The sequence below is a fragment of the Pseudarthrobacter sp. fls2-241-R2A-127 genome (assembly GCF_030209355.1).
Taxonomy (GTDB): Bacteria; Actinomycetota; Actinomycetes; order Actinomycetales; family Micrococcaceae; genus Arthrobacter.
In genome coordinates this window covers 1-20,830 of record NZ_JARVSF010000014.1, presented here as the reverse complement: position 1 = coordinate 20,830, position 20,830 = coordinate 1, and the positions used below count along the sequence as shown (strand labels likewise).

The window sequence follows — 20,830 nt, the reverse complement described above, 5'->3', positions numbered from 1 at the left end:
GACTGAAAGAAAACCCATGAGCTCCAATCCAGACAAGGCCGCCCGCGCCATCCCTGAGCCGCTGAATCCTGACCCCACTGGCCAGGACCCCAGCGCCACAGACCCAGCCGCGGATGCCAAACTGCAACTCCAGCTGGCCATCTTCGACGTCACCAGGGACGCCCAGGGCAAAAGCCTGCAAGAGATCCTGGAAAGGCTGCGGTCCGCCTTCGCAGCCCACGGCGTTCAGACACCGCCGGGCACCTGGCTTGAGTCCGTGGCTTCCTCGGCGTTCTACGGTGAGCCCTACATTATCGACCTCCCCGCGGCTGTGGCGGCCGACAATACCCTGCCCGCCCCAAGCACAGATGTGCGTCGCAGGCTTGCAATCCGACGCCGGCTGCGGCAGGAGAAGCTACCGGCGGGGACCTTCCCCTCCCCAACCTCCTGGGATGTACCGGCCAACGAGATCACCCACCACCGCAGGTCCGGGCACGTCCACCCGATTACCATCTCCCGGTCAGCAAGAGGGACCCGTATGGTCCTGGCGGCTGTCGGGGCGGTAATGGCGGTGCTTCTGGCCATCCGGGCTGTTCGGGAGCCCAAACACGCCCCAGCGCTGCCGCTCCAAGCACTCGAGGGTGCGGGCTGGAAGGATAACAATGCCTGAAATCAGTGATTACGCGATTGTCGGTGACCTGCACACGGCCGCGTTGATCAGCACCAGCGGGTCAATCGACTGGATGTGCCTGCCCAACTTCGACTCCCCCGCCTGCTTCGCTGCCTTGCTGGATACCCCTGCCGCTGGGCGCTGGCTCCTGGCACCTGCCGGGGAAGAAAAGTGCACCCGCCGCCGGTACCGCCCCGGCACACTCATCCTCGAAACCGAATGGGAGACTCCCGATGGAAGCGTCCGGGTTACCGATTTCATGCCGGTCCGCGACGACGCCGCCGACCTGGTTCGGATCGTCGAAGGGCTCAGCGGCGCCGTACAGATGTACGGGGAACTCTGCCTGCGCTTCGATTACGGCCACATCGTGCCGTGGGTGCGGCGCAAAGACCGCGGCCTCAGCGCTGTCGCGGGCCCGGACGCCGCTTACCTGACCACCGAGGCCCCACTCGAAGGACGGGACATGCGCACGATCAGTGAATTCACGGTGCGGGCCGGCGAAAAGGTGCCCTTCGTGCTGTCCTGGGTCCCCAGCAGCAAACCAGCCCCGCGCCAAACAGACCCCGGCAGTGCGCTCAGGGTAACGGAGGACTTCTGGCAGGACTGGATCAGCCGGAGCAAGATGGAGGGAAAGTACAAGGACGCTGTAGAACGTTCCTTGATCACCCTCAAAGGGCTCATTTACGCTCCAACGGGTGGCATCGTCGCAGCTCCCACCACTTCCCTGCCGGAGGACCCGGGTGGATCCAGGAACTGGGACTACAGGTTCTGCTGGCTTCGCGATGCGACCCTGACGTTGCAGTCACTGCTCGCCGGGGGCTACACCGACGAAGCTGCCGCCTGGCGGGAATGGCTGCTCCGCGCCGTCGCCGGCGACCCCGCCGACCTGCAAATCATGTACGGAATCGACGGCACCCGCCGCCTCCCCGAGACGGAACTGCCCTGGCTGTCAGGATTCGAAAACTCCAAACCTGTCCGGATAGGAAACGCTGCCGCTCCCCAGCTGCAGCTGGATGTATGGGGCGAGGTTCTGGATGGTCTCTCCCTGACCCGTGCGGCCTTTCCGGATACGGTTGATGATTCCTGGGACATCCAGGTAGCACTCATGGAATACCTCGAAGGGGCATGGGACAAACCAGACAACGGGCTCTGGGAGATGCGCGGCCCCCGGCGCCAGAACACCCACTCAAAAGTCATGGCCTGGGTCGCCGCAGACCGCATGGTCAAAGGCATCCGGCAATCCGGGCTTCCCGGCCCCGAAGACCGCTGGGCCGCCTTGCGGGATACCATCCACGCTGACGTCATGACCCACGGCTTCGACACCGACCGCAACACCTTCGTCCAGTCCTACGGAACCAAGGAACTGGACGCGAGCCTCCTGCTAATCCCGCGCGTCGGGTTCCTGCCCCACGACCATCCCCGCGTCATCGGTACCGTGGACGCCATCCAGCAGCACCTCACCGATGACGGCTTCGTCCTCCGCTACCACCCACAAGCCAGCAACGACGGCCTGCCGGGAACCGAAGGCGTCTTCCTCGCCTGCTCCTTCTGGCTTGTCGACGCCCTACTGGGGATCAACCGGCGCCGCGAGGCCGAGGAACTTTTCGAGCGCCTCCTTAGCCTCCGCAACGACGTCGGCCTGCTCAGCGAAGAATGGGACCCCAGGAACCAGCGCCAACTGGGCAACACCCCACAGGCATTCAGCCACTTCCCCCTCATCCACTGCGCCCTGCAACTGCACCAGGGGAGTGCCAGGCAGAGCGACACGCCGCTGCGGAGCCCCACAACGGCGACCACGGCCGGCCCTACGGGCACGAAGACTCCCTCAGTGGAAGGGCAACGTGAAGGCTGACGCCGTAGTGGTGGGGGCCGGACCCAACGGGCTCGCTGCTGCCGTAACCTTGGCGCGGGCCGGGCTAAAGGTAAGGGTGATTGAGGGAGCACAGACGGTCGGGGGTGGAGCCCGGACGACAGAGCTGACGTTGCCCGGGTTCCGCCATGACGTTTGTTCAGCTGTCCACCCCATGGCCCTTGCCAGCCCTTTTTTCCGGGCCTTTGAACTTGAAAAGCGCATTGAGCTGCGCGTGCCGGAAATCTCCTACGCCCATGCAGTGGACGTAGCCACAGCCGGGATCGCATACCGCAGCCTCGCCCGAACCGCTGAGGACCTGGGCCCTGACGGGGAACGGTACCTCCGGCTGTTCCAACCCCTCGTTGAACGGGTCGACGGGATTACTGATCTCACCATGCACCAACTGCTGCGTATCCCCCGGGACCGCCTCGGATCGCTCCTCTACGCGGCCAGGACCCTTGAACAGGGCGGGCCCTGGTGGAACGCACGGTTCAAAGGAGACATCGCGCCCGCCATGGTCACTGGTGTCAGCGCCCACTGCATCGGGTCACTGCCCGGGCTGGCGACCAGCGGCACGGCGATGTTGTTGGGCGCGCTGGCCCATGCCGGCGGCTGGCCGGTCCCCGTCGGCGGATCCCAATCGATCGCCAATGCCATGGCGGAGGACCTGCTGAACCATGGCGGTGAGATAGTCCTCGGCTCTCCGATCACCGACTTGGCTGATGTCCGCGACGTTTCGCGGCCAGCGGCCATCCTTTTGGACCTCTCTGCAGCGGGGCTTGCCCAAGTCGCCGGAGCCGAACTCCCCACAAGCTACCTGCGCAAACTTGCCTCCTTCCGGTATGGGAACGCGGTCAGCAAGGTCGATTTCGCTCTCTCAGGGCCCGTACCGTGGGCCAATCCTTCCCTTGGCGCAGCCCCCACCGTCCACTTGGGCGGAAGCAGGGCAGAGATGTCGCGGGCGGAGGCTGAGGTAGCGTCCGGAGGGTATCCCCGACGGCCCTTTGTCCTTGCCTGCCAACCATCGACCCTGGACAGCGGCCGTGCCCCCTCCGGAAACCACATCCTGTGGACCTACACCCACGTCCCTGCGGGGTCAAGCGTGGACTCGACAGAAACGATCATCCGACGGGTCGAACAATTCGCGCCGGGCTTCCGGGACGTCATCCTCGCTACGCACTCGATCACAGCCCACCAATACAGCGAGTACAACCCGAACTACGTTGGAGGCGACTTCTCCGCAGGTGCACTGTCGGCCCGCCAACTGCTCAAACGGCCGGTTATCTCATCCGACCCTTGGCGGACACCGGCAAAAGGTGTCTACCTGTGTTCATCCTCAACGCCACCGGGACCCTCGGTCCATGGCCTGTGCGGGTGGTACGCCGCCCAGTCCGCCCTTAAACGAGAATTTGGACTGTCCTCACCGGAACTGACGTACCGGACGTAGCCGCCGGGTAAGCAGGCACTGGTACCGGGCAAGTTGGCGTGTTGAAGACCTGGATGCGCACCAGCGGCGGCAGTTCATCGCCCGGACGCTTGTCCTCGTGATTGCCAGCTGCGGTTCTTGGCCTACTGCGCTCCCTGAAACCTGGAAGAGGGAACAGCAGAGCGCTCGGCTGCCGGCGGTAAGGGGACAGTACAAAACATTTCCTTTGCGTTCCCGCAATGGTAGCGTAGTGGCAAGGAACCCCAAACCCTGCAACATGCCGGCAAAATGCCGCCTTTCAGGAAAGGGAAGATCATGAATCAAGGTTCAACAGCCTTAATCCAGTGGTTGTGCTGGATAGTTGCGGTCATCAGCGCTGTCGCCGCACTGGTTCGGGCCGGTGTGGCTTCCACCGCTGGGGTCGTTCGGCAGAAAAGCGGACAGATAGGCGTGCTCTGGATCCTGTGCGCCGCTTCTGTTCTCACCGGCTTTATCCTCGCAGCAGCCGCTGTCCGGAGCGGCAGCTGAACAACGCCCGGTTGCGCGCCGGTGGTCCTCAGCGAGGCCCCGAGTGGTCACGATTCCCGTTCAGCCAACACCAATACCAGGAGGAAGAACCATGGCAACTGTCAGCGACTTTGTGGTCCAACGCGTGAGGGATTGGGGGGTCAGCCGCATCTTCGCTTTTCCCGGCGACGGCATCGGCGAATTCGACGGTGCTTTGGAGAAAGCCCAACGCGCTGACGTGGGCCTGAAGTATGTGCGCCCCACACATGAGGAGATCTGCTCGCTGATGGCCACGGCGCACGCCAAGTTTACCGGTGAAGTCGGCGTGTGCGTCGCGACCTCCAGCCCGGGTGCTTTCCACATGCTCAACGGACTCTATGACGCCCAGATGGACAACCAGCCAGTCGTAGCTATCGTGGGCCAGCAGGGGCTCAACGCGCTGGGCACCTTCACGCAGCAGGAGAGCAACCTCGAACGCACCCTTGCGGACGTCGCCGTCTATGTCCAGACGATCGTCTCCCCTGAACAGGCCCAGGCCGTCGTTGACACAGCTTTCCGTACCGCCAAAGTCCGGCTGGGACCGGCCGTGATCATCTTTCCTCACGACGTGCAGGGAATGAAGATGCCCGAGCTTTCGCCCCAGAACTGGGTATCGCGCTCCAGCGCCGTCGCCCCGTCCATCTCAATCGTCCCCTTACAAAGCGAGATCGAGAAGGCAGCAGCAATCATCAACGCGGGCAGTAAAGTCACGTTCATCGTCGGCCACGGGGCGAACGGGGCCACGGATGAGGTCCTTAGAGCCGCAGAACTCTGCGGGGCCGGCCTGATTACGGCCTTACGCGCGAAACAGGTAGTTCCCTCCGACGTGCCGCACCATTCCCAGCAGCTCGGACTCCTGGGTTCCCTGCCCAGCGCGCACCAAATGAGCGGTTGCGACACTCTGGTATTGCTCGGGACGAACTACCCCTACAGCCAATTCCTGCCCAAAAGCGGGCAGGCGCGGGCCATCCAGATCGATCTCAAACCCGAGCAGATGGGGCTGCGCTACCCCACCGAACTCAACCTGTGGGGAGACGTGAGAGCAACCCTCACCGCGCTTATCCCGCATCTGGACTCGAAAACCGACCTCTCCTGGCAGAATACGGTCGCCGAGGAGATGCTGGAATGGGAAAGGGAGATGGACGCACAGGCAATGCTGTCCTACGAAGACGGCGTCAACCCCCGCCGGGTCTACCACGAATTGAACAAACGCCTGCCCCCACGCGCCATAGTCACCGCGGACGCCGGCTCCACGGCGGACTGGTACGGACACCACATCAGGCTCCGCCGCGGCATGCTCGGGGACCTTTCCGGACGCCTGGCCAGCATGCTCGCCGCCATGCCGTACGCGACAGCAGCCAAGTTCGCCTACTCCGACCGGTCAGTTATCTGCACCATCGGCGACGGCGCCTTCCAGATGCTCGGCATGAACGAACTGATAACCATCAAGAAATACCTGCAGGAATGGGAGAACCCGCAGCTGATCATCATGGTTCTGCACAACAACGACCTCACGCAAGTGTCCTGGGAGATGCGCACCGAGGACGCAAACCCCGTTTGGTCCACCTCCCAGGACGTTCAGTCGATTGACTACGCCGGATGGGCGGAATTGCTCGGCTTCACCGGAATCCGTGTCAAGACCGACGACGAGGTCGCCGCCGCTTGGGACACGGCATTCGCGCACCAGGGAATCACCCTCATTGACGCCTACACCAGCAAAAACGTACCGCCCCTCCCCCCGCACATCACCCTCGAGTTCGCCAAGCACACCGCAGAAGCGCTGCTCAAGAAAGACCCTGACGGGGTCGATGTCGTACGCGACTCCGCCAAAGCCCTCCTCACCGAAGGAATTGGACGCGTCAAGGGAAAACTGCATCTTGGCCAGGACCACGACGACAAAGAACACTAACAGGAGCACCAACGAAGGCCGGGAGTTGGAGAACCGCTCTAGTCGGACCATTTATGACCTTTCATCGCTCAGGCGTTGTGGCCGAAACGCGTGGGATTACCGCAGGCTTCAATCCAGGCTGGCCGATGAAGGTCAAGGACACTCAAAAGGCGAGGCATTTCATCTTGCGATGAAGCAACAATTGCGTGAAAATAAGAGTTAGGGTTCGCGGGTGGTGCCTACCTCTCAGTCGGCTGGGGGTGTGTTCCAGTGTTCGCGGCTCCACATGTTAAGAGTCCTGCTCGTTCCGCCGGTCGGGCGGAAAGTGGCCTACGGGTCCACGGGAGAGCAATCGGCGTACTGGGGCGCGGTCTCATCGGCCATATTGCGAAGGAGCATTTCCGATGGCACAGAAAGTAACGGCATCACCGGCAGTGGGTAATGCGCGGTGGAAGCGGCTGATTCCCGTCGCAATCATTGTCTACATCATCTCGTTCATGGACAGAACCAATATCGGGTTCGCCCTCAACGGACTCCACCAGGACCTGGGCATCGACGCCGCCCAGCAGGGACTGGCGGCCGGCATCTTCTTCATTGGGTATCTCGTCCTGCAGATCCCCGGGGGCCATCTTGCCGAGCACTGGAGTGCGAAGAAATTCGTTGGCATCATGGTACTCATTTGGGGCGTGTTGGCCGTCCTCTCCGGATTCATCCAGGACTTCACCCAACTGCTCGTGGTGCGCTTCTTCCTCGGCGTCGCCGAAGCCGGGATCTGGCCTGCCATCCTTGTTCTGATCAGCCACTGGTTCCCCGCGGCCGAACGCGCCCGGGCATACGCGTTCTGGATGATGAACATTGCCATCGCTTCCATCATCACTGCGCCCCTCTCCGGCTGGATCCTCTCCTTCTCGGACTGGCGGTGGCTGTTCATCATCGAAGGCATCTTCCCGTTCGTCATCGCCGCGCCCCTGTGGTGGGCCCTGATCGCCGACCACCCCCGGGAGGCCAAGTGGTGCTCCGTCCAGGAGCGTGAATACATCGAAAAGGGCCTTGCTGCTGATGCCGCGGCCCATCCCCAGCAGGAAAAGCTCGGCCTGCGCCATGTCCTGTCCAACGCAGTGGTGTGGCGGCTGACCCTGGTGTACTTCCTCATCCAGATTGGCTTCTACGGCATCAACATTTGGTTGCCCCATGTGATCAAGACGATCACCTCCGGATCTTCCCTCGAGGTCGGCTTTGTCACCGCGATCCCGTACGTGTTGGCGATGTTCGGCCTTTGGTACAACGCCAAGGCAGCCGACCGTTCCGGCCGCTACTCCACCCACGTGCTGCTGTCCATGGCCATCGGTGCTGTTGCCCTGGTCATCTCGGTGGCAACCGGGGATAACCTTCCGTTCCTGGCCGTCACCCTCATCAGCATCGCGGTCGCCGGGGCCCTGGCTTACGATGGCCCCTTCTGGGCCTCGGCGTCCCGTGCCATGCCGGTGGCCGTCGCCGGCACCGCGATGGGGTTGATCAACGCAGTTGGCAACCTCGGCGGATTCGTCGGACCCTACGTGGGTGGTTACCTGCAGGACGTGACGCACGGCAGCTTCCTCGCCACATCCTTCTTCCTGGCGGCATGTTTGCTGGCTGCCGGCCTGGTGATGCTGACTCTCCGGCGTGGCGGTGACAGGCCGGTGCATGGCCGGCTTCCTAAGGATCATTCCCGCAGGCCGGACGCCCAGAAGCCTATGAAGAAGACTCCTTGAGAGTAGGGGCCCTCGCTCACGCCTGAGCGGAGGTGCAATGTTATTCGACCTTCTGGGCGCTCAGATCACCGGCCGTCGTTTGGCCGGTGATCTGAGAGCGATTGACGACCGTTCGGGAGGATGAGCTTCCCAGGGGCTGCCTGGGTGTTCCGGTCAAACCACAGCGCGGGGAAGACGGCAATTTGTCGTTACCTCTCCGATGACGTACGCCTGGATTTGATCGGCCACACACACCGTGAAGCACTGTCAGGCTCGCCTCCGAGGGGAGCCGCCCTGAAAGCTGCTGACACGCTGACTGGTACCACCGACAGATCCGCACGGGCCTTTCGTGAGGCATGGAGTTATCCGTCTAACCGGTCACCGTGGGCGCCGCTGAGTAAGTACCTGCGGTCGGCACGTGTCTGCCGGGTTTGTCTAAGCCACCCGGTACTTGTCGACGGCGGAGCTGCGAAGGGACAGCCCGTTGCCTGGGGAGTCTGAATTGGGTGCGATCGTGCCGCCGCTGGGATCCAGGGTCCCTTCAAAGAATGTCCGTTCGATCCGGACGTGGTCGTGGAACCACTCCAGATGGCGAAAGTTTTCTGTCGCGGCGGCGGCGGGAGCGCTCAGGTTCGGTGCGCAGTGGCCGGACACCTGAAGTCCATATGCGGCCACCGCAGCTGCTATCCGCAGCCACTGGGTGATGCCGCCGCAGCGTGAGACGTCCAGTTGCACGCAGTCCACAGCTTCGGCTTGGCATAACCGCTGGAAGTAGAACAAGTCGGTACCGTATTCCCCCGCGGCAACGTCGGCAGTTATTGCCTCCTTGACGGTCCGCAGTCCGAGCAGGTGGTCGGAGGACACGGGCTCTTCAAACCACGCAAGCCGGGATTCCCGAGCCGCTTCGAAAACCCTTATGGCTTGTTTTGCCGTGTAGGCGCCGTTGGCGTCGACGAAAAGTTCTGCGCCATCCCCAATGATGGTGCGTGCCTCATGAATGCGCTGCAGGTCCCGTGGGATGTCATTTCCGTTGTCCTGACCGATCTTTATTTTCACCCGGGGGATCTGCTGGCCGTGGACCCAGCCGGCAAGCTGGTCCTCCAGCTGTTGACGGGAGTAGGTGGTGAACCCGCCGCTGCCGTAAATGTTGACCGTGTCGCGCGCCGCTCCCAGGAGGCGGTCCAGGGGAAGGCCAAGCAAGCGTGCCTTCAGATCCCATAAGGCACAGTCCACCGCGGAGATGGCGTAGCCGGCGAGCCCGCTCCGACCGGTGTTGCGAACGGCCCTCAGCATCGATAGGGCTGCGCCTGTGGTGTCCCAGGCACACCGACCGGAAATTGCCGGTTCGAGCAGTTCTGTGATCAGCTTTGAGCAGGAGGCAGGTGCATACGTCCAGCCGATCCCTTCGCAGTCGGCGGCCCGGGCACGGACCACCACAACCGTGGTGGAATCCCAGGCGAATGTGCCGTCTGCCTCCGGGCTATCGGTGGGGATTGTGTACGTGCCGACGTCCAGACCGGTGAGGGCCGGATCTGATGTAGTTCGCGTGGCGGGCATGGTCAGCCTTTCTTGTTTGTGAGGGTTTCTGCACTTCTGCTTTGGCTCCCCCTTCAGCCGTTAGCACCAACTACTGGAGGCTTCCCCGCAGCTCCTTTGCGACCTCTTCAAAGGAAGTAGCGGACGTCCGGATCCCTTGTGCCTTTTCATAAGCGGTGGCTGGAGTCAAAAGCCGGGAAGGCTGGACGTGTGCGGGCTGTGCGGGTCAGGTGGGTTTGCTGGCACCGCCGGCGATCAATCGATCCGCGGCGCGGGCTGCGACGGCCATGATGGTTAGTGCCGGGTTGGCACTTCCCTGGGTCGGCAATACGCTTCCGTCTGTGATGTAGAGGTTGGGTACGGCGAAGCTGCGGCAATCCGCGTCGACAACGCCGTGCTGTTCGTCCGCGGCCATTCGCGCTCCGCCGACAAGGTGGGCAAAGCGTCTAATGGTGATGACTTCCTCGGCGCCCGCCCCGTGCAGGATCTTCTCCATGGCTCCCTGGGCCGCCTGCATCAGCTGGCGGTCATTGTCGCATTGGGAGTAGTGGAAGTGGGCTACTGGCATTGAATTTCTGTCCTTTTCCGAAGCAAGAGTTACGCGGTTTTCGGCTTGCGGCAAGAACTCGCAGAGCGCTCCCAGACAGGCCCAGTGCACGTAGTCGGTCATGTATTCACGCAGCTTTCCCCCCCAATGACCCTGGGCAGCGACGTGCTCTGCCCAGGTGATGGGCAGCGGCGATACCGTCTGTATGGAGAACCCGCGCTTGTACGGCTTGGACGGATCAGTTTCGTAGAAGTCCTCAGAGCTGACTTCCGGCGGTGGGGCCTTCCACATGCGTACCTCTGATTCGAATCTGCCGGCCGTCTGGGGTGCCCCCTGGACCATTAGGTACCGCCCCACCTGGTCGAAGTCATTGCATAGCCCCTCGGGGAATCGTTTGCAGGCGGAGTTGAGCAGCAGGCGTGGGGTCTCGATTGAATAACCGGCGACGGCGACGATCCGGGCGCGTTGGAAGCGGGCCCGTCCGTGCCGGATGTAGTGCACTCCGGTGGCCTTGCCTGTTTTGTCGTCTATTTCGATCCTGGTGACCATCGAGTCGGCCCGAACTTCCGCACCATGGTGCAGGGCGTCGGGGATATGGGTGATCAGGGGTGATGCTTTGGCGTTGACCTTGCAACCCTGAAGGCAGAACCCACGGTAAATGCAGTGCGGCCGGTTGCCGAAGCGGCCATTGGAGATCGCGACCGGGCCGACCTTGGCCGTTATGCCGGAGGCCAGCGCACCCCGCAGGAACAATTCGCCGTTGCCCGAAACGGGGTGCGGGCTGTGGGGATATGAGTGGGGGTCGCCCCACGGCCAGTGCTCGCCGGCTACGGGCAGTTCTCCCTCGATGTCCTCGTAGTAGGACTTGAGGTCCCCATACTCCAACGGCCAGTCGGCGCCCACGCCATCGGCGCTGTAGGTATGAAAGTCGCTGGGATGGAACCTGGGCGTGTAGCCGGCGTAGTGCACCATGGAGCCGCCCACTCCCCTCCCGGAGTTATTCGAACCGAGCGGTACCGGGTCGTCTCCGGAAATGATCCGGGGTTCGGTCCAGTACAGATGATGCGAGCCTGCTTCGTCGCTCACCCAGTCACGTTCGGGGTCCCAAAACGGGCCCGCGTCCAAGGCCACAGCCTTCCAGCCTGCGCGGGCCAGGCGCTGCAGCAGGGTTGAGCCGCCGGCACCACAGCCGACGATCGCTATGTCGACCTCTTCCTCGTCGCGAAACTGGGCCATGTCGGTACGCATGGCACGATTTGTTCCGGGCACGGGAGGCAGCAACCAGGCGGAGGCGTTGCGGTCTTTTACCGAAGCCATCAGCGTTGTCTTCCTGTTTGGGACTTGGCCGTATGTGCTGCAGGATCCTGGGCCGGGCGCGCGTCTGCCACCTCGAAAGGTTCGCGGGCGTTGAGACCGAGATTTTTGTATCCCCGGGGATAGGCGGGCCCGGCGAAACCTATCTCATCCCAGGCCAGGGGGTGCGAGTAGAAGGCCGTGCATGCGTACCGCGTCCACAGGCTCCAGACCCTCGACGTCTGTCGGCCCCGCCACATTTCCGCTGCCTGAATGTCGGTCAGGAGCAGTGCTTGTTTTTCCCAGGAAAGCTCGGCGAATGCCCTTTCGTGGCGTTCACGGGCCTCGGCGTCCAGCTCAGCCAGGGTGCTGCGCCAGGCAGCCGGGTCCGGCTCCATGTCGTCGTAGTGCCAGCCGTCGGTCTGGTCCTCAGCGAGGCGGGTATCGACCATGTTCACCACTGGAACCCGGGGCTCTTGGCGCTGGTCAAGCAACTGATCAAACAGGGCCCTCGCGGCCGCCTCTTCCGCTACGGTAAAAAACCGCAGGTCTGTGGGCCGTCCCAGGCGGGCCAGCACCACGCCCTGGGTCACCCGGTCCCAATGCGGGGATTGTCCTTGCACGTCGATGCCGGGAAAGCGGCCGCCGCCGTCTTTGGGGTCAAGCGGGAGTACTGTCACTTTTCCCTCCTCAGTACTGCGGCAAGCAAGCCCATCCCACCGACCAGCGTCACCAGGAGCGGTGCCAGTAACGGTGGTCCCATCTCCATGTTGTAGGTCAGGTTGGAGAATCCTCCGGGTTTTTGGGCGATGCCCCGCGCGTGCAGGTACGTTCCCTGCAAGCCGTTGGCGATGATGGCCGCGGAAGCCAGGGGAAGCGCTGTCTTAGCCATCCTCTTGCTAAAGATTCCGGCGATCCCGGCAGCCGCTCCGACCGGACCGAGGGCGACCGGGAGCCACATGAGTTTGTTGCCGAAGCTTGCCTTGTCGTGTTCAAAGTATATTTCCGCCGCGGTAACCAGGGCCCCGGCCGCAGTGAGGCCGGAAAGTGATCGCTCAAATCGGCCGGTTTCCACATTCCGGATCATGCGGTCTATCCCGTGAATGGTTGCCTTGGTTGGAACTGGTGTTTTCATTCCGCTCCCCGTTCTCACGCTGCTTCTTTTATTCCGCAAATTGTTCCTGTGCTACAAACCTGGCGCTGATCCCTTGTGGCCCACTCGGCACTGCATCATCCGCGCCAACGCGGCGTCATCCGCGCCAACGTGGCGTCATCCGCGCCAGCGTGGCGCCGGAGCGGGAGAGCCCCTTTGGCGCCGTCCGGCGGCCGCGAATTCCATGCCTGCGAACAAGCCGGCGATCACGGCGTCCAGGGCGGCTGGCCTGCGGCGCCGACGGTCGGCGATGGCCAGGGCAATCATGCTGACGGAATGCAGTGAGTCCACCACGCCGGCACCCACGCGGACCGTACCTGAGGCTGGGGCTGCCCCGACGGCTATGGCTTGAATGAGGTGTCTGGCACCCAGAATCCGCATTACGGCCCGGACACGTGCATCCGGTTGTTGGCCTACCGCAACACGGTAAACCGGCGCCGGGAACGCCACCTGGCATAGGCCGTAAGCTCCCCGGGTGATCTCCAGGGCCCTCATCACTGCCGCCTCTTTCCCAGCAGCATAGGGAACAACGTCAACAATGCGGCCGCTGCTCCGCTCACGGCGAGAAGGGCGCCGTGGTGCTGGGATGCCCACAATTGGACGCTTCGGTCTGCTGAGCGGGCATCGAATGCGCCGTGGGTGCCGAAGTCCCGCTCTTCGTCGGTCGGTTTCCACAGGTTGACGGGTTGTTCGGGGTCGCGCGGTTGTGGCCTTTGCTGGGATTTGAATCCTGTCCGGGCAAGGTACCTGTCGAGCAGTCCGGGGGCGACGGCATTGGCCACCAGGGTGCCCATGGTGCTTCCGCCCACCCAGTACTCCCGGCGCTGCGGGTGCGCGGCGGCGTAAAGGACGCCACGCGCTGCGACTTCGGGCTGGTAGATGGGCGGCACCGGCTGGGCTTTGTTCGGCAGGCGGGAAAGCACCCAGCTGAACTGTGGGGTGTTGACAGCCGGCATCTGCACCATGGTGGTCCTGATCGGGCTTCGATCGTGAAGCAGTTCGCACCGAAGGGATTCGTTGAAGCCCTGGATGGCGTGCTTTGCACCGCAGTAGGCGGACTGGAGCGGGATTCCCCGATAGGCAAGAGCCGAGCCTACCTGGACAATGGTGCCCTGCCCCTGCTTCTTCATCCGGTCCAGAGCGATCATTGTTCCGTAGACGTAGCCAAGATAGCTGACCTCCGTGACCCGCTTGTATTCCTCGGGTTTAATCTGGTCAAAGGGGGCGAAGACTGAGGTGAAAGCTACGTTGACCCAGATGTCGATTGGGCCCAGTTCCCGCTCGACCCGCGTGGCGGCCTTGTCGAGGGCATCATGGTCGGCGGTGTCCACCGCGACCGTCAGTGCCCGTCCCCCTGCCGCTTCCACTTCCCTTGCGGCACCGGCCAGCCCTGCTTCACCGCGGGCGAGCAGGGCGACTGAGGCCCCTTGCTGGCCGAAGCCGACAGCCGTGGCCCGGCCGATACCACCGCTCGCGCCCGTTACAACGACTGTCCTGTCTTTGAAGGTGTTCATGCGTGCTCCTCGTCGTGCCTCGGTTACTTCGCCAAATAGCTGATCGGTAGTGCCCGCTGCTAGGAATTCAGTCCCCGCCACGGGGGCGGAGGATCCGCCAGCCGGCGCGAGGTCTCGAGCATGGCGGCGTGTACAAAGGCCTGTGGGAAATTCCCCCGGAGTTGGCGTTGCTCGACGTCATACTCCTCCGTAAAGAGGCCGGGAGAGCCGCAGGCAGCCCGGTTTCTTTCGAACCAGCGGGCCGCTTCGGTGGTCTCTCCGCTTTGATGGAGGGCCATGGCCATGTCGAAGCCGCACAGCAGGAAAGCTCCCTCCGACTTGGCCAGAGCCCGTCCGTCCTGGCGGAAGCGATACAGGTATCTATCACGGGCCAGGGTGTCTTGCACCGTCTTGAGAGTGGCTACCGACCGGGGGTCATCGGGCGGAAGAGCACCCCGGATCACCGGAAGAAGCAGGGACGCGTCGACGCGGTCATCATCCGGTGCGCGTTGCCACCGCCCGCTGGGGTGCAGGCAGTCGTTGGCCACGTCAGTAATCAGGGTGTCAGCCTGGGAGGTCCACTTCGCTCCCTGCTGCGGCGGTGCATTACGGCCAATGGCTCGCAGGCCTGCAGCGCAGATGAGGCGGGAGTGGGCCCACTTGCGGTTGTCGAGTTCCCACATGCCCGCGTCAGGTTCCTGCCACCGCGCCATGATCGCATCCGCGCAGATTTCTGCCGCCTTCCAGTGCTCAAGGTCCAGCCGGTCATTCTCGGCAGCGGCGGCGAACAGCAGCAGGGACTCCCCGAACGCGTCCAACTGGAATTGGTCATTGACCCAGTTGCCGGCCCGGCCGGCCCCACCCGGGTACCCGGGCAGCCCAACGTCCCATTCATCCGGGACCTTCCCGCCCTCGGTGGTGTAAGCCGGGCGCATGCCCGGTCCGTCAGTGAGCAGTCTGGAGGCAACAAAACCCACCGCATCATCCAGAAGTGGAAACATCTTGCAAGCCGCGACTGCCTGGCCGACATAACACTGGTCCCGGATCCACGCGTACCGGTAGTCGTAATTCCTCTTTTGCTCGGCCCGCTCAGGCAAGCCCATGGTGGACGCGGCCACCATCGCTCCCCCCACCCCCGTCATTCCGCGCAGAACCGCATACGACTGTCTGCAGTCGTCGGCAGATATCGTGTTATCAAACTGGGGAACCACCGAATGCCAGGCATTTTCTGTTGCGCTCCAGGCCGGCCCCGGCTCCACCGGCTCCACGGGCAGTTGGTGATCGGAGATTTCCAGCACCAGATCGTGATAGTCGCCTTCCGCCAGCTCAAAAACCGCTTCAAGACCATGTTCTCCGGACTTCGCCCCTGACGCACCGACCAGACGCACTTTGAGATTCCCGGAGCTCGCTGTCCAAACACCGTCGTGGCAGGAAAGCCGCGCCATCTTGTGCTTGCCGAAGTTCGCCCGTGCGTCCAGAATCATCCGCACCGACGCGGGACCCAGAACAGCAGAAATCCGGCGCAGCAGCACCGCCCGGGTTGGGTCCCCGGGATATGCCAGCGCTTCCCGGCATTCGATGATCCCCGCCCCCGTTACCCAACGGCTCACCCAAATCAGTGTTCCGTCCTCATACTGTCCGCCCCATACATAACGCGGATCAGTCGGACTTACGGCGAACGCTCCCGGACCACCCAGAAGACCCGAGAAAACGGCATCGTCATGCCAGCGCGGCGCGCACATCCACACCACGTCCCCCCGGGGACCTATCAAAGCAGCCCGGGCACCGTCAGCAACCATCGCATACTCCCGCAACACATGTGGGGGAAAGTCTGCCAAGGCGTCGAACATACCACCGAGTCTAGAGGTAATAGTTGCCTAAGCGCAATGGAAAACCGCAGATTGGCCAGCCGCACACCGAGGTCCACCGCTTTCCCTTCAAGGCCTTGATAGCACGGTGGATGCGTCACCTGCACCCATGGGTTCTTCTCCTGCCCCAAGACCCACAGGTGGAAAAATTCCCTCTTTCAATTGCGGGGGCGCAATGATACGTTATGTGCAATTAGATGCGGGAGTTCTAGCCCGGCCAGGAACTGGAAGAGCCGGAATGGAAGAAACCGCCGCACGTCAACTCCTCGCGGCGGCTAGCCCGGCACGGTTCACTTTCCATTGATCCGACGCCAAACGAAGACAGGATTAAAGGGAGGGACTGGCGATGGCTGGGTTTGTAGGCGAGATGCGCCGGAGCGGCAACGGCCTGCTGCTGCGTGCCTCGGTTATCGCGGCAGTAGGCGGCTTACTGTTCGGTTACGATACGGGGGTAATTTCGGGGGCGCTGCTCTTCATCAAAAGCGATCTGAACGCCAGTGCAGTCGCCCAGGAATGGATTGTGTCCTCCCTGTTGCTTGGTGCCATGCTTGGTGCCCTGATCTCCGGGTATCTCGCGGACAAGATCAGCCGGAAATGGACCAAGGTGATTTCCGGCTCCCTCTATGTCGTCGGCGCTTTGGGATGCGCCCTTTCGATTAGCGTTCCCATGCTGATCGGCTTCAGGTTCCTGCTGGGGGTATCAGTGGGCACGGCATCCTTTGTGGCGCCGTTATACATTTCCGAGGTAAGTCCGCCACGCGTCCGGGGTGGGCTGGTGTCCTTCAACCAACTCGCGGTCACCGCAGGAATCCTGCTGGCCTACATAGTGAACTTCGTGTTCCAGGGCTTCACTAACAATTGGCGCTGGATGCTCGGCTTCGGTGTCATCCCCGGCGCCGTGCTGGCCATCGGTATGCTGACCGTCCCCCACACCCCTCGCTGGCTTGTGCAGCAGGGACGTGGAGATGAGGCGCACAAGGTACTGGAGCGCTTGCGCGAGGGTGTTAAAGGTGCGCAGGTGGAACAGGAAATCCAAGACATAAAAGAGGCCAACGACGCTGAATCCGCAACGAAGGTTCGGGACCTGCTGAGGCCCGAAATACGTCCGCTGCTGTTGATCGGTCTAGGTTTAGCCGTTTTCCAGCAGTTCGTCGGCATCAACACGGTTATTTACTATGCTCCGACAATCCTCTCCGACACCGGACTGACAAAGAGCACCTCCATCACACAGACCCTGTTCGTCGGACTGACCAACCTGATATTCACTGTTATCGCAGTGCTTCTGATCGACCGACTGGGCCGGCGCAAACTGCTGCTCACCGGGACGGTGGGGCTTACGTTGTCCTTGGTACTGTTGGGCGTCTACTTCAGCTCCGGTGCCCTCCAGCAACACGCCGGCTACCTCGCCCTGGTGGGTCTGCTGCTTTACATCGCTTCTTTCGCCATTGGACTGGGCCCGGTCTTCTGGCTAATGATCTCCGAGATATACCCCACGGGCATCCGCAGCAAGGCCATGTCCGTGGCAACCCTGGTGAACTGGGGCGCCAACTTCCTGGTTGCCGCCACTTTCCTGAGCCTCGGCCAGGTGATCACCCGCCAGGGTACGTTCTACCTCTATGCCGGCCTTGGTGTCCTCGCGTTCCTGTTTTTCCTGAAGAAGGTTCCGGAGACAAAGGACCGGTCCTTGGAAAACATCCAGTCCGACCTGATGGCGAAGGACTCCCCCGGGACTAACCCCTGCTCCCCCAATGACGCCAGCCGGCACTTTTGGTCCCTTTGAAGGAAGCCCCTGAGACTTACCCACTACCCGAGGCTGGAATGACCAGCAGAAAGAGGACGGCATGCACCACTTGTTTGACCCTCGGGCAAGCCAGAGATCCTCGGCGCACGAACAGTTGTATGCCGCTATCGAGCTCACCTACACCGTGGTCGATTTCGCCGCTGCCGGCCTTTTTATCATCGGCAGCATCCTGTTCTTTTCTCCGGATGCCACGGACCCGGCGCTCTGGTGCTTCCTCATCGGGTCCATTTGTTTCGCCCTTAAGCCGACGCTGCGCCTCATCCGGCAGTTCCGCTACCTCAAGCTGGACAAGATCGACTCACTGGCCCGGGACGAACAAAGCCACCGGTGAGGGGACCATCTGATGCGGACGTCACCCCTGGGTGTTTATTCAGCGTCTCGGTCTGGACAGCTACGGCGCACCGGGCCCGGGCCTCCTCCGACTCCGTGTCTTGCGGAGCAACCAGTTCGCCAGGAGAGCCAAACCACCGGCCGCAGCAATAGCGATGGAAAGTCCGCCCAGGTGTTCCAGGCTGCGGGATGAACTGAACTCCATCTCGGTTCGTGCCTGGTGTGCCTGATCCGCCACGGATTCCAACGCTACCGGGGTTGGGAGTTTCCCGAGCCACTGGCGGTCCCGGGTGTGCCGGCTAATTTCGCCGGGGCTCGCGCCCGGGCCCCGTCCATCCAGAAGCGCGGCGCGCATGCGGGCAAGTTCTTGTTGGACTGTGTCGGTGCCGTAACTGGCCATACCCAACAGTGTGCTCCGTGTCCTTCTTTTCGGCCAGTGGAGTCCGCGAGGGCAGGCCTTCCAAACATTGAATCGCAGCGGCGGGGCGTCCAATTGTCATCGCCGGGTATTGAGGAGGACGTATGCCTGAATTTTTTCCCGCGTGGGTGGTGATAACCCATTTTTTGAATCTTGCCTTGATGTTGATGCTCTTCCGGTCCGGCATAGAGGTTCTGTCAGCCTTCCCCAAGTTGTACTGGCATGATGACTGCCCGCCCGGACGTCAATGGCTGCGGTTGTCGAAGAAAAGTTTCGGGGCCGACTCGCGTAAACCATGGACGTCTCTGGACGAGGAGGAGTCCTGGTCACCGGTGGTTGCCCTGCCGGGCAGAAAAAACCTCGGTCTGGGCCGGCACTGGCACTTCATGACCGTCGAATTCTGGATACTCACCGGCATCGTGTATGTCGCCACCATGTTTGCCACCGGCTATTGGCAGTACATCGTTCCCACCCATTGGTCGATCATCCCCGATTCGCTGAAGGCAGTCGGAACCTACCTGCAATTCGAGTTTCCAGCCAAGATCCCCGGTCAACCGTTCGAACCGGCCCAAAAACTTGCCTACTTCGTGGTGATCTTCATTCTGGCACCACTGCAGATCCTGACCGGTGCAGCAATGTCACCTTCCGTGCTTGCCCGCTTCCCCCGCTACGGCAAGCTGTTCGGCGGCAAGCAGGGAGCACGCAGCCTCCACTTCCTGATCATGTGTGCTTTCGCGGCGTTCACCGTCGTACACGTGTTCATGGTCATCATCCATGGCCTTCCGCAGGGATTCGCCGCCATCGTTCTCGGAAACCCCAATGGCGACCGCCGGCTGGCCACGGGCATCGGACTCGCCGGGCTCCTGGCAATCGTGATTTTCCATGTGGTCATCACCTGGTTCTCGCTGCGTTACCGCCGCCGCACGCAACGACTTCTGGGCAGGATAGTCAATCCATTTGAACGGGTCATATCCCGGGCCGGCACTTCACGCCAGCGTTTCTCTCGAAGCGACATCTCCCCCTATTTCCGTGTCAACGGTTACCCACCGCCCAGCAAGGCCTATGAGCAGATGGCAACCAACGATTTCCGTGACTACCGCCTGGCCGTCGGCGGCCTGGTTGCAGAACCCATATCATTCTCGCTGCAGGAATTGCGGGAGCTCGGCGATCAACGGCAGATCACCAAGCACAACTGCATTCAAGGATGGACAGCCATTGCTGAATGGGCAGGGATTCCCCTGTCCGACATCATGCAAAAAGTCAAACCCCACCCCGACGCCAAGCATGTGGTGTTCTACGGCATGGACGACAAAGGCCTGACCGAAGGGGAAGGCCGGTACGGCTTCTACTACGCATCCATCCCTATATACCTAGCTTCGCAGCCACAAGCACTCCTAGCCCTGGAGATGAACGGGGCACCACTGCCCATCGAACACGGAGCACCCCTGCGGCTCAGGCTTGAGACTCAACTCGGATACAAAATGATCAAATGGATCCAGGGCATCGAATTCGTCACCGACGTCAAGGACATCGGAATGGGAATGGGCGGGTGGCGCGAAGACCAGCAGTTCTACGCCAACGCCGCCGGAATTTAGCACTGCTGGAACCATGGCCTGATGAATATCAGGAACCAGCAAGCTGTTTTCGCCCTCATTTCTTGATGTTTCTCCCGAACAAGGCCCAGGACCAGAAAGAACACACCCTCAGCGTGTGGCTGCACGCCCAACGCATCGACTACGGAGCCGGGAAACTCATCCCGGCCAAGAAATCACAATTGAACAAAGTCATGCTGGGCTGGCGGCAAGGCAGACCGCGACGCGGTCCGAACAGTCGAACGGTCGCCAAGAACCTTGGACATGCCCGAATAACGGACTCCTAGGCTCTCAGGTCAAAGTCCAGGTCCTCGAAGGCTCCCAGTTCCGGTCAAGTGGGGCCCACGAACAGGACTAGCAGGTGAACTCGTCGTCAGCCGGGGGATGACCCGGACCACGAGCTCTTAGGCGATGAACTCCCCAACAGGGTTCAGCCCGTCGAGGACATCAGCCTCGTCCAGCTAAAGAACGACAGCCTTCGTATCTGGGCCTTGCCGGATTTCAGGGCCTCCAGGGAGTTCTCGTGGGATTCCTTGAGGTCAGTGCACAGCTCATCGTGGTCCGTTGGCACGGAGATGCAACTCTTTCTTCTCGATTCCTTTGTCGGTTTCCGGCCTTCATCAGGCTGACAGAATCGCCATTATCGGCTCTTCGGCTTTGCCTGCTGGAAGGGGGGCCGGCGTCCCTTGTTTAGATGGCCTGCTTCAG

15 protein-coding genes are annotated in these 20,830 nt (G+C 62.1%); 8 read left to right on the top strand and 7 right to left on the bottom strand.

The features are described 5' to 3' along the window. Window positions 1-16: 16 nt before the first annotated feature. From QRN53_RS11915 to QRN53_RS11895, 5 genes are all read left to right on the top strand, one after another. A complete protein-coding gene (locus QRN53_RS11915) occupies window positions 17-649 on the top strand; it encodes a hypothetical protein (RefSeq protein WP_285244054.1) in 633 nt (210 codons plus the stop codon). Beyond that, window positions 642-2,501 (top strand): glycoside hydrolase family 15 protein, encoded by a 1,860-nt coding sequence (locus QRN53_RS11910; protein WP_285244053.1) that lies wholly within the window; start codon window positions 642-644, stop codon window positions 2,499-2,501. Before QRN53_RS11915 ends, QRN53_RS11910 begins: the two co-directional genes overlap by 8 nt. Then, complete coding sequence (locus QRN53_RS11905; RefSeq protein WP_285244052.1) at window positions 2,491-3,948, top strand: phytoene desaturase family protein; 1,458 nt, start codon at window positions 2,491-2,493, stop codon at window positions 3,946-3,948. The genes QRN53_RS11910 and QRN53_RS11905 overlap by 11 nt, the downstream gene beginning before the upstream one ends. Before the next feature lie 598 nt (window positions 3,949-4,546). After that, the gene (locus QRN53_RS11900; RefSeq protein WP_285244051.1) at window positions 4,547-6,382 is read left to right on the top strand and encodes a thiamine pyrophosphate-requiring protein; all 1,836 of its coding nucleotides are present in this window, start codon (window positions 4,547-4,549) and stop codon (window positions 6,380-6,382) included. A 383-nt stretch (window positions 6,383-6,765) separates the two neighbouring features. Continuing rightward, entirely contained in the window at window positions 6,766-8,112 is a 1,347-nt protein-coding gene (locus tag QRN53_RS11895) for an MFS transporter (protein WP_285244050.1), read from the top strand. Window positions 8,113-8,526: 414 nt separating this feature from the next. Here QRN53_RS11895 and QRN53_RS11890 read toward each other — a convergent pair whose 3' ends face one another. The 7 genes from QRN53_RS11890 to QRN53_RS11860 form a co-directional block, all read right to left on the bottom strand. Beyond that, window positions 8,527-9,648, bottom strand: coding sequence for an enolase C-terminal domain-like protein (locus QRN53_RS11890; protein WP_285244049.1), 1,122 nt, complete (start codon window positions 9,646-9,648; stop codon window positions 8,527-8,529). A 205-nt stretch (window positions 9,649-9,853) separates the two neighbouring features. Then, window positions 9,854-11,422, bottom strand: a complete 1,569-nt coding sequence (locus QRN53_RS11885) for a GMC family oxidoreductase (RefSeq protein ID WP_285244048.1) — start codon at window positions 11,420-11,422, stop codon at window positions 9,854-9,856. 68 nt (window positions 11,423-11,490) lie between these two features. Next, complete coding sequence (locus QRN53_RS11880; RefSeq protein ID WP_285244047.1) at window positions 11,491-12,147, bottom strand: gluconate 2-dehydrogenase subunit 3 family protein; 657 nt, start codon at window positions 12,145-12,147, stop codon at window positions 11,491-11,493. Further along, window positions 12,144-12,554 carry a hypothetical protein gene (locus QRN53_RS11875; protein WP_285244046.1) on the bottom strand — a complete coding sequence of 137 codons (411 nt, stop codon included), beginning with the start codon at window positions 12,552-12,554 and terminating at the stop codon, window positions 12,144-12,146. Before QRN53_RS11875 ends, QRN53_RS11880 begins: the two co-directional genes overlap by 4 nt. Before the next feature lie 183 nt (window positions 12,555-12,737). Then, window positions 12,738-12,926, bottom strand: coding sequence for a hypothetical protein (locus tag QRN53_RS11870; protein WP_285244045.1), 189 nt, complete (start codon window positions 12,924-12,926; stop codon window positions 12,738-12,740). Between the two features lie 188 nt (window positions 12,927-13,114). Further along, window positions 13,115-14,134 carry an SDR family oxidoreductase gene (locus QRN53_RS11865; protein ID WP_285244044.1) on the bottom strand — a complete coding sequence of 340 codons (1,020 nt, stop codon included), beginning with the start codon at window positions 14,132-14,134 and terminating at the stop codon, window positions 13,115-13,117. 59 nt (window positions 14,135-14,193) lie between these two features. Then, window positions 14,194-15,963 carry a glycoside hydrolase family 15 protein gene (locus tag QRN53_RS11860; protein ID WP_285244043.1) on the bottom strand — a complete coding sequence of 590 codons (1,770 nt, stop codon included), beginning with the start codon at window positions 15,961-15,963 and terminating at the stop codon, window positions 14,194-14,196. Window positions 15,964-16,327: 364 nt separating this feature from the next. Here QRN53_RS11860 and QRN53_RS11855 point away from each other — a divergent pair, with 364 nt between their 5' ends. The 3 genes from QRN53_RS11855 (at window position 16,328) to QRN53_RS11845 (ending at window position 20,125) form a co-directional block, all read left to right on the top strand. Next, window positions 16,328-17,761 carry a sugar porter family MFS transporter gene (locus tag QRN53_RS11855; RefSeq protein ID WP_285244042.1) on the top strand — a complete coding sequence of 478 codons (1,434 nt, stop codon included), beginning with the start codon at window positions 16,328-16,330 and terminating at the stop codon, window positions 17,759-17,761. A 61-nt stretch (window positions 17,762-17,822) separates the two neighbouring features. Next, window positions 17,823-18,113 (top strand): YrhK family protein, encoded by a 291-nt coding sequence (locus tag QRN53_RS11850; protein WP_285244041.1) that lies wholly within the window; start codon window positions 17,823-17,825, stop codon window positions 18,111-18,113. Between the two features lie 521 nt (window positions 18,114-18,634). Beyond that, window positions 18,635-20,125, top strand: coding sequence for a molybdopterin-dependent oxidoreductase (locus QRN53_RS11845; RefSeq protein ID WP_285244040.1), 1,491 nt, complete (start codon window positions 18,635-18,637; stop codon window positions 20,123-20,125). Window positions 20,126-20,830 lie beyond the last annotated feature (705 nt).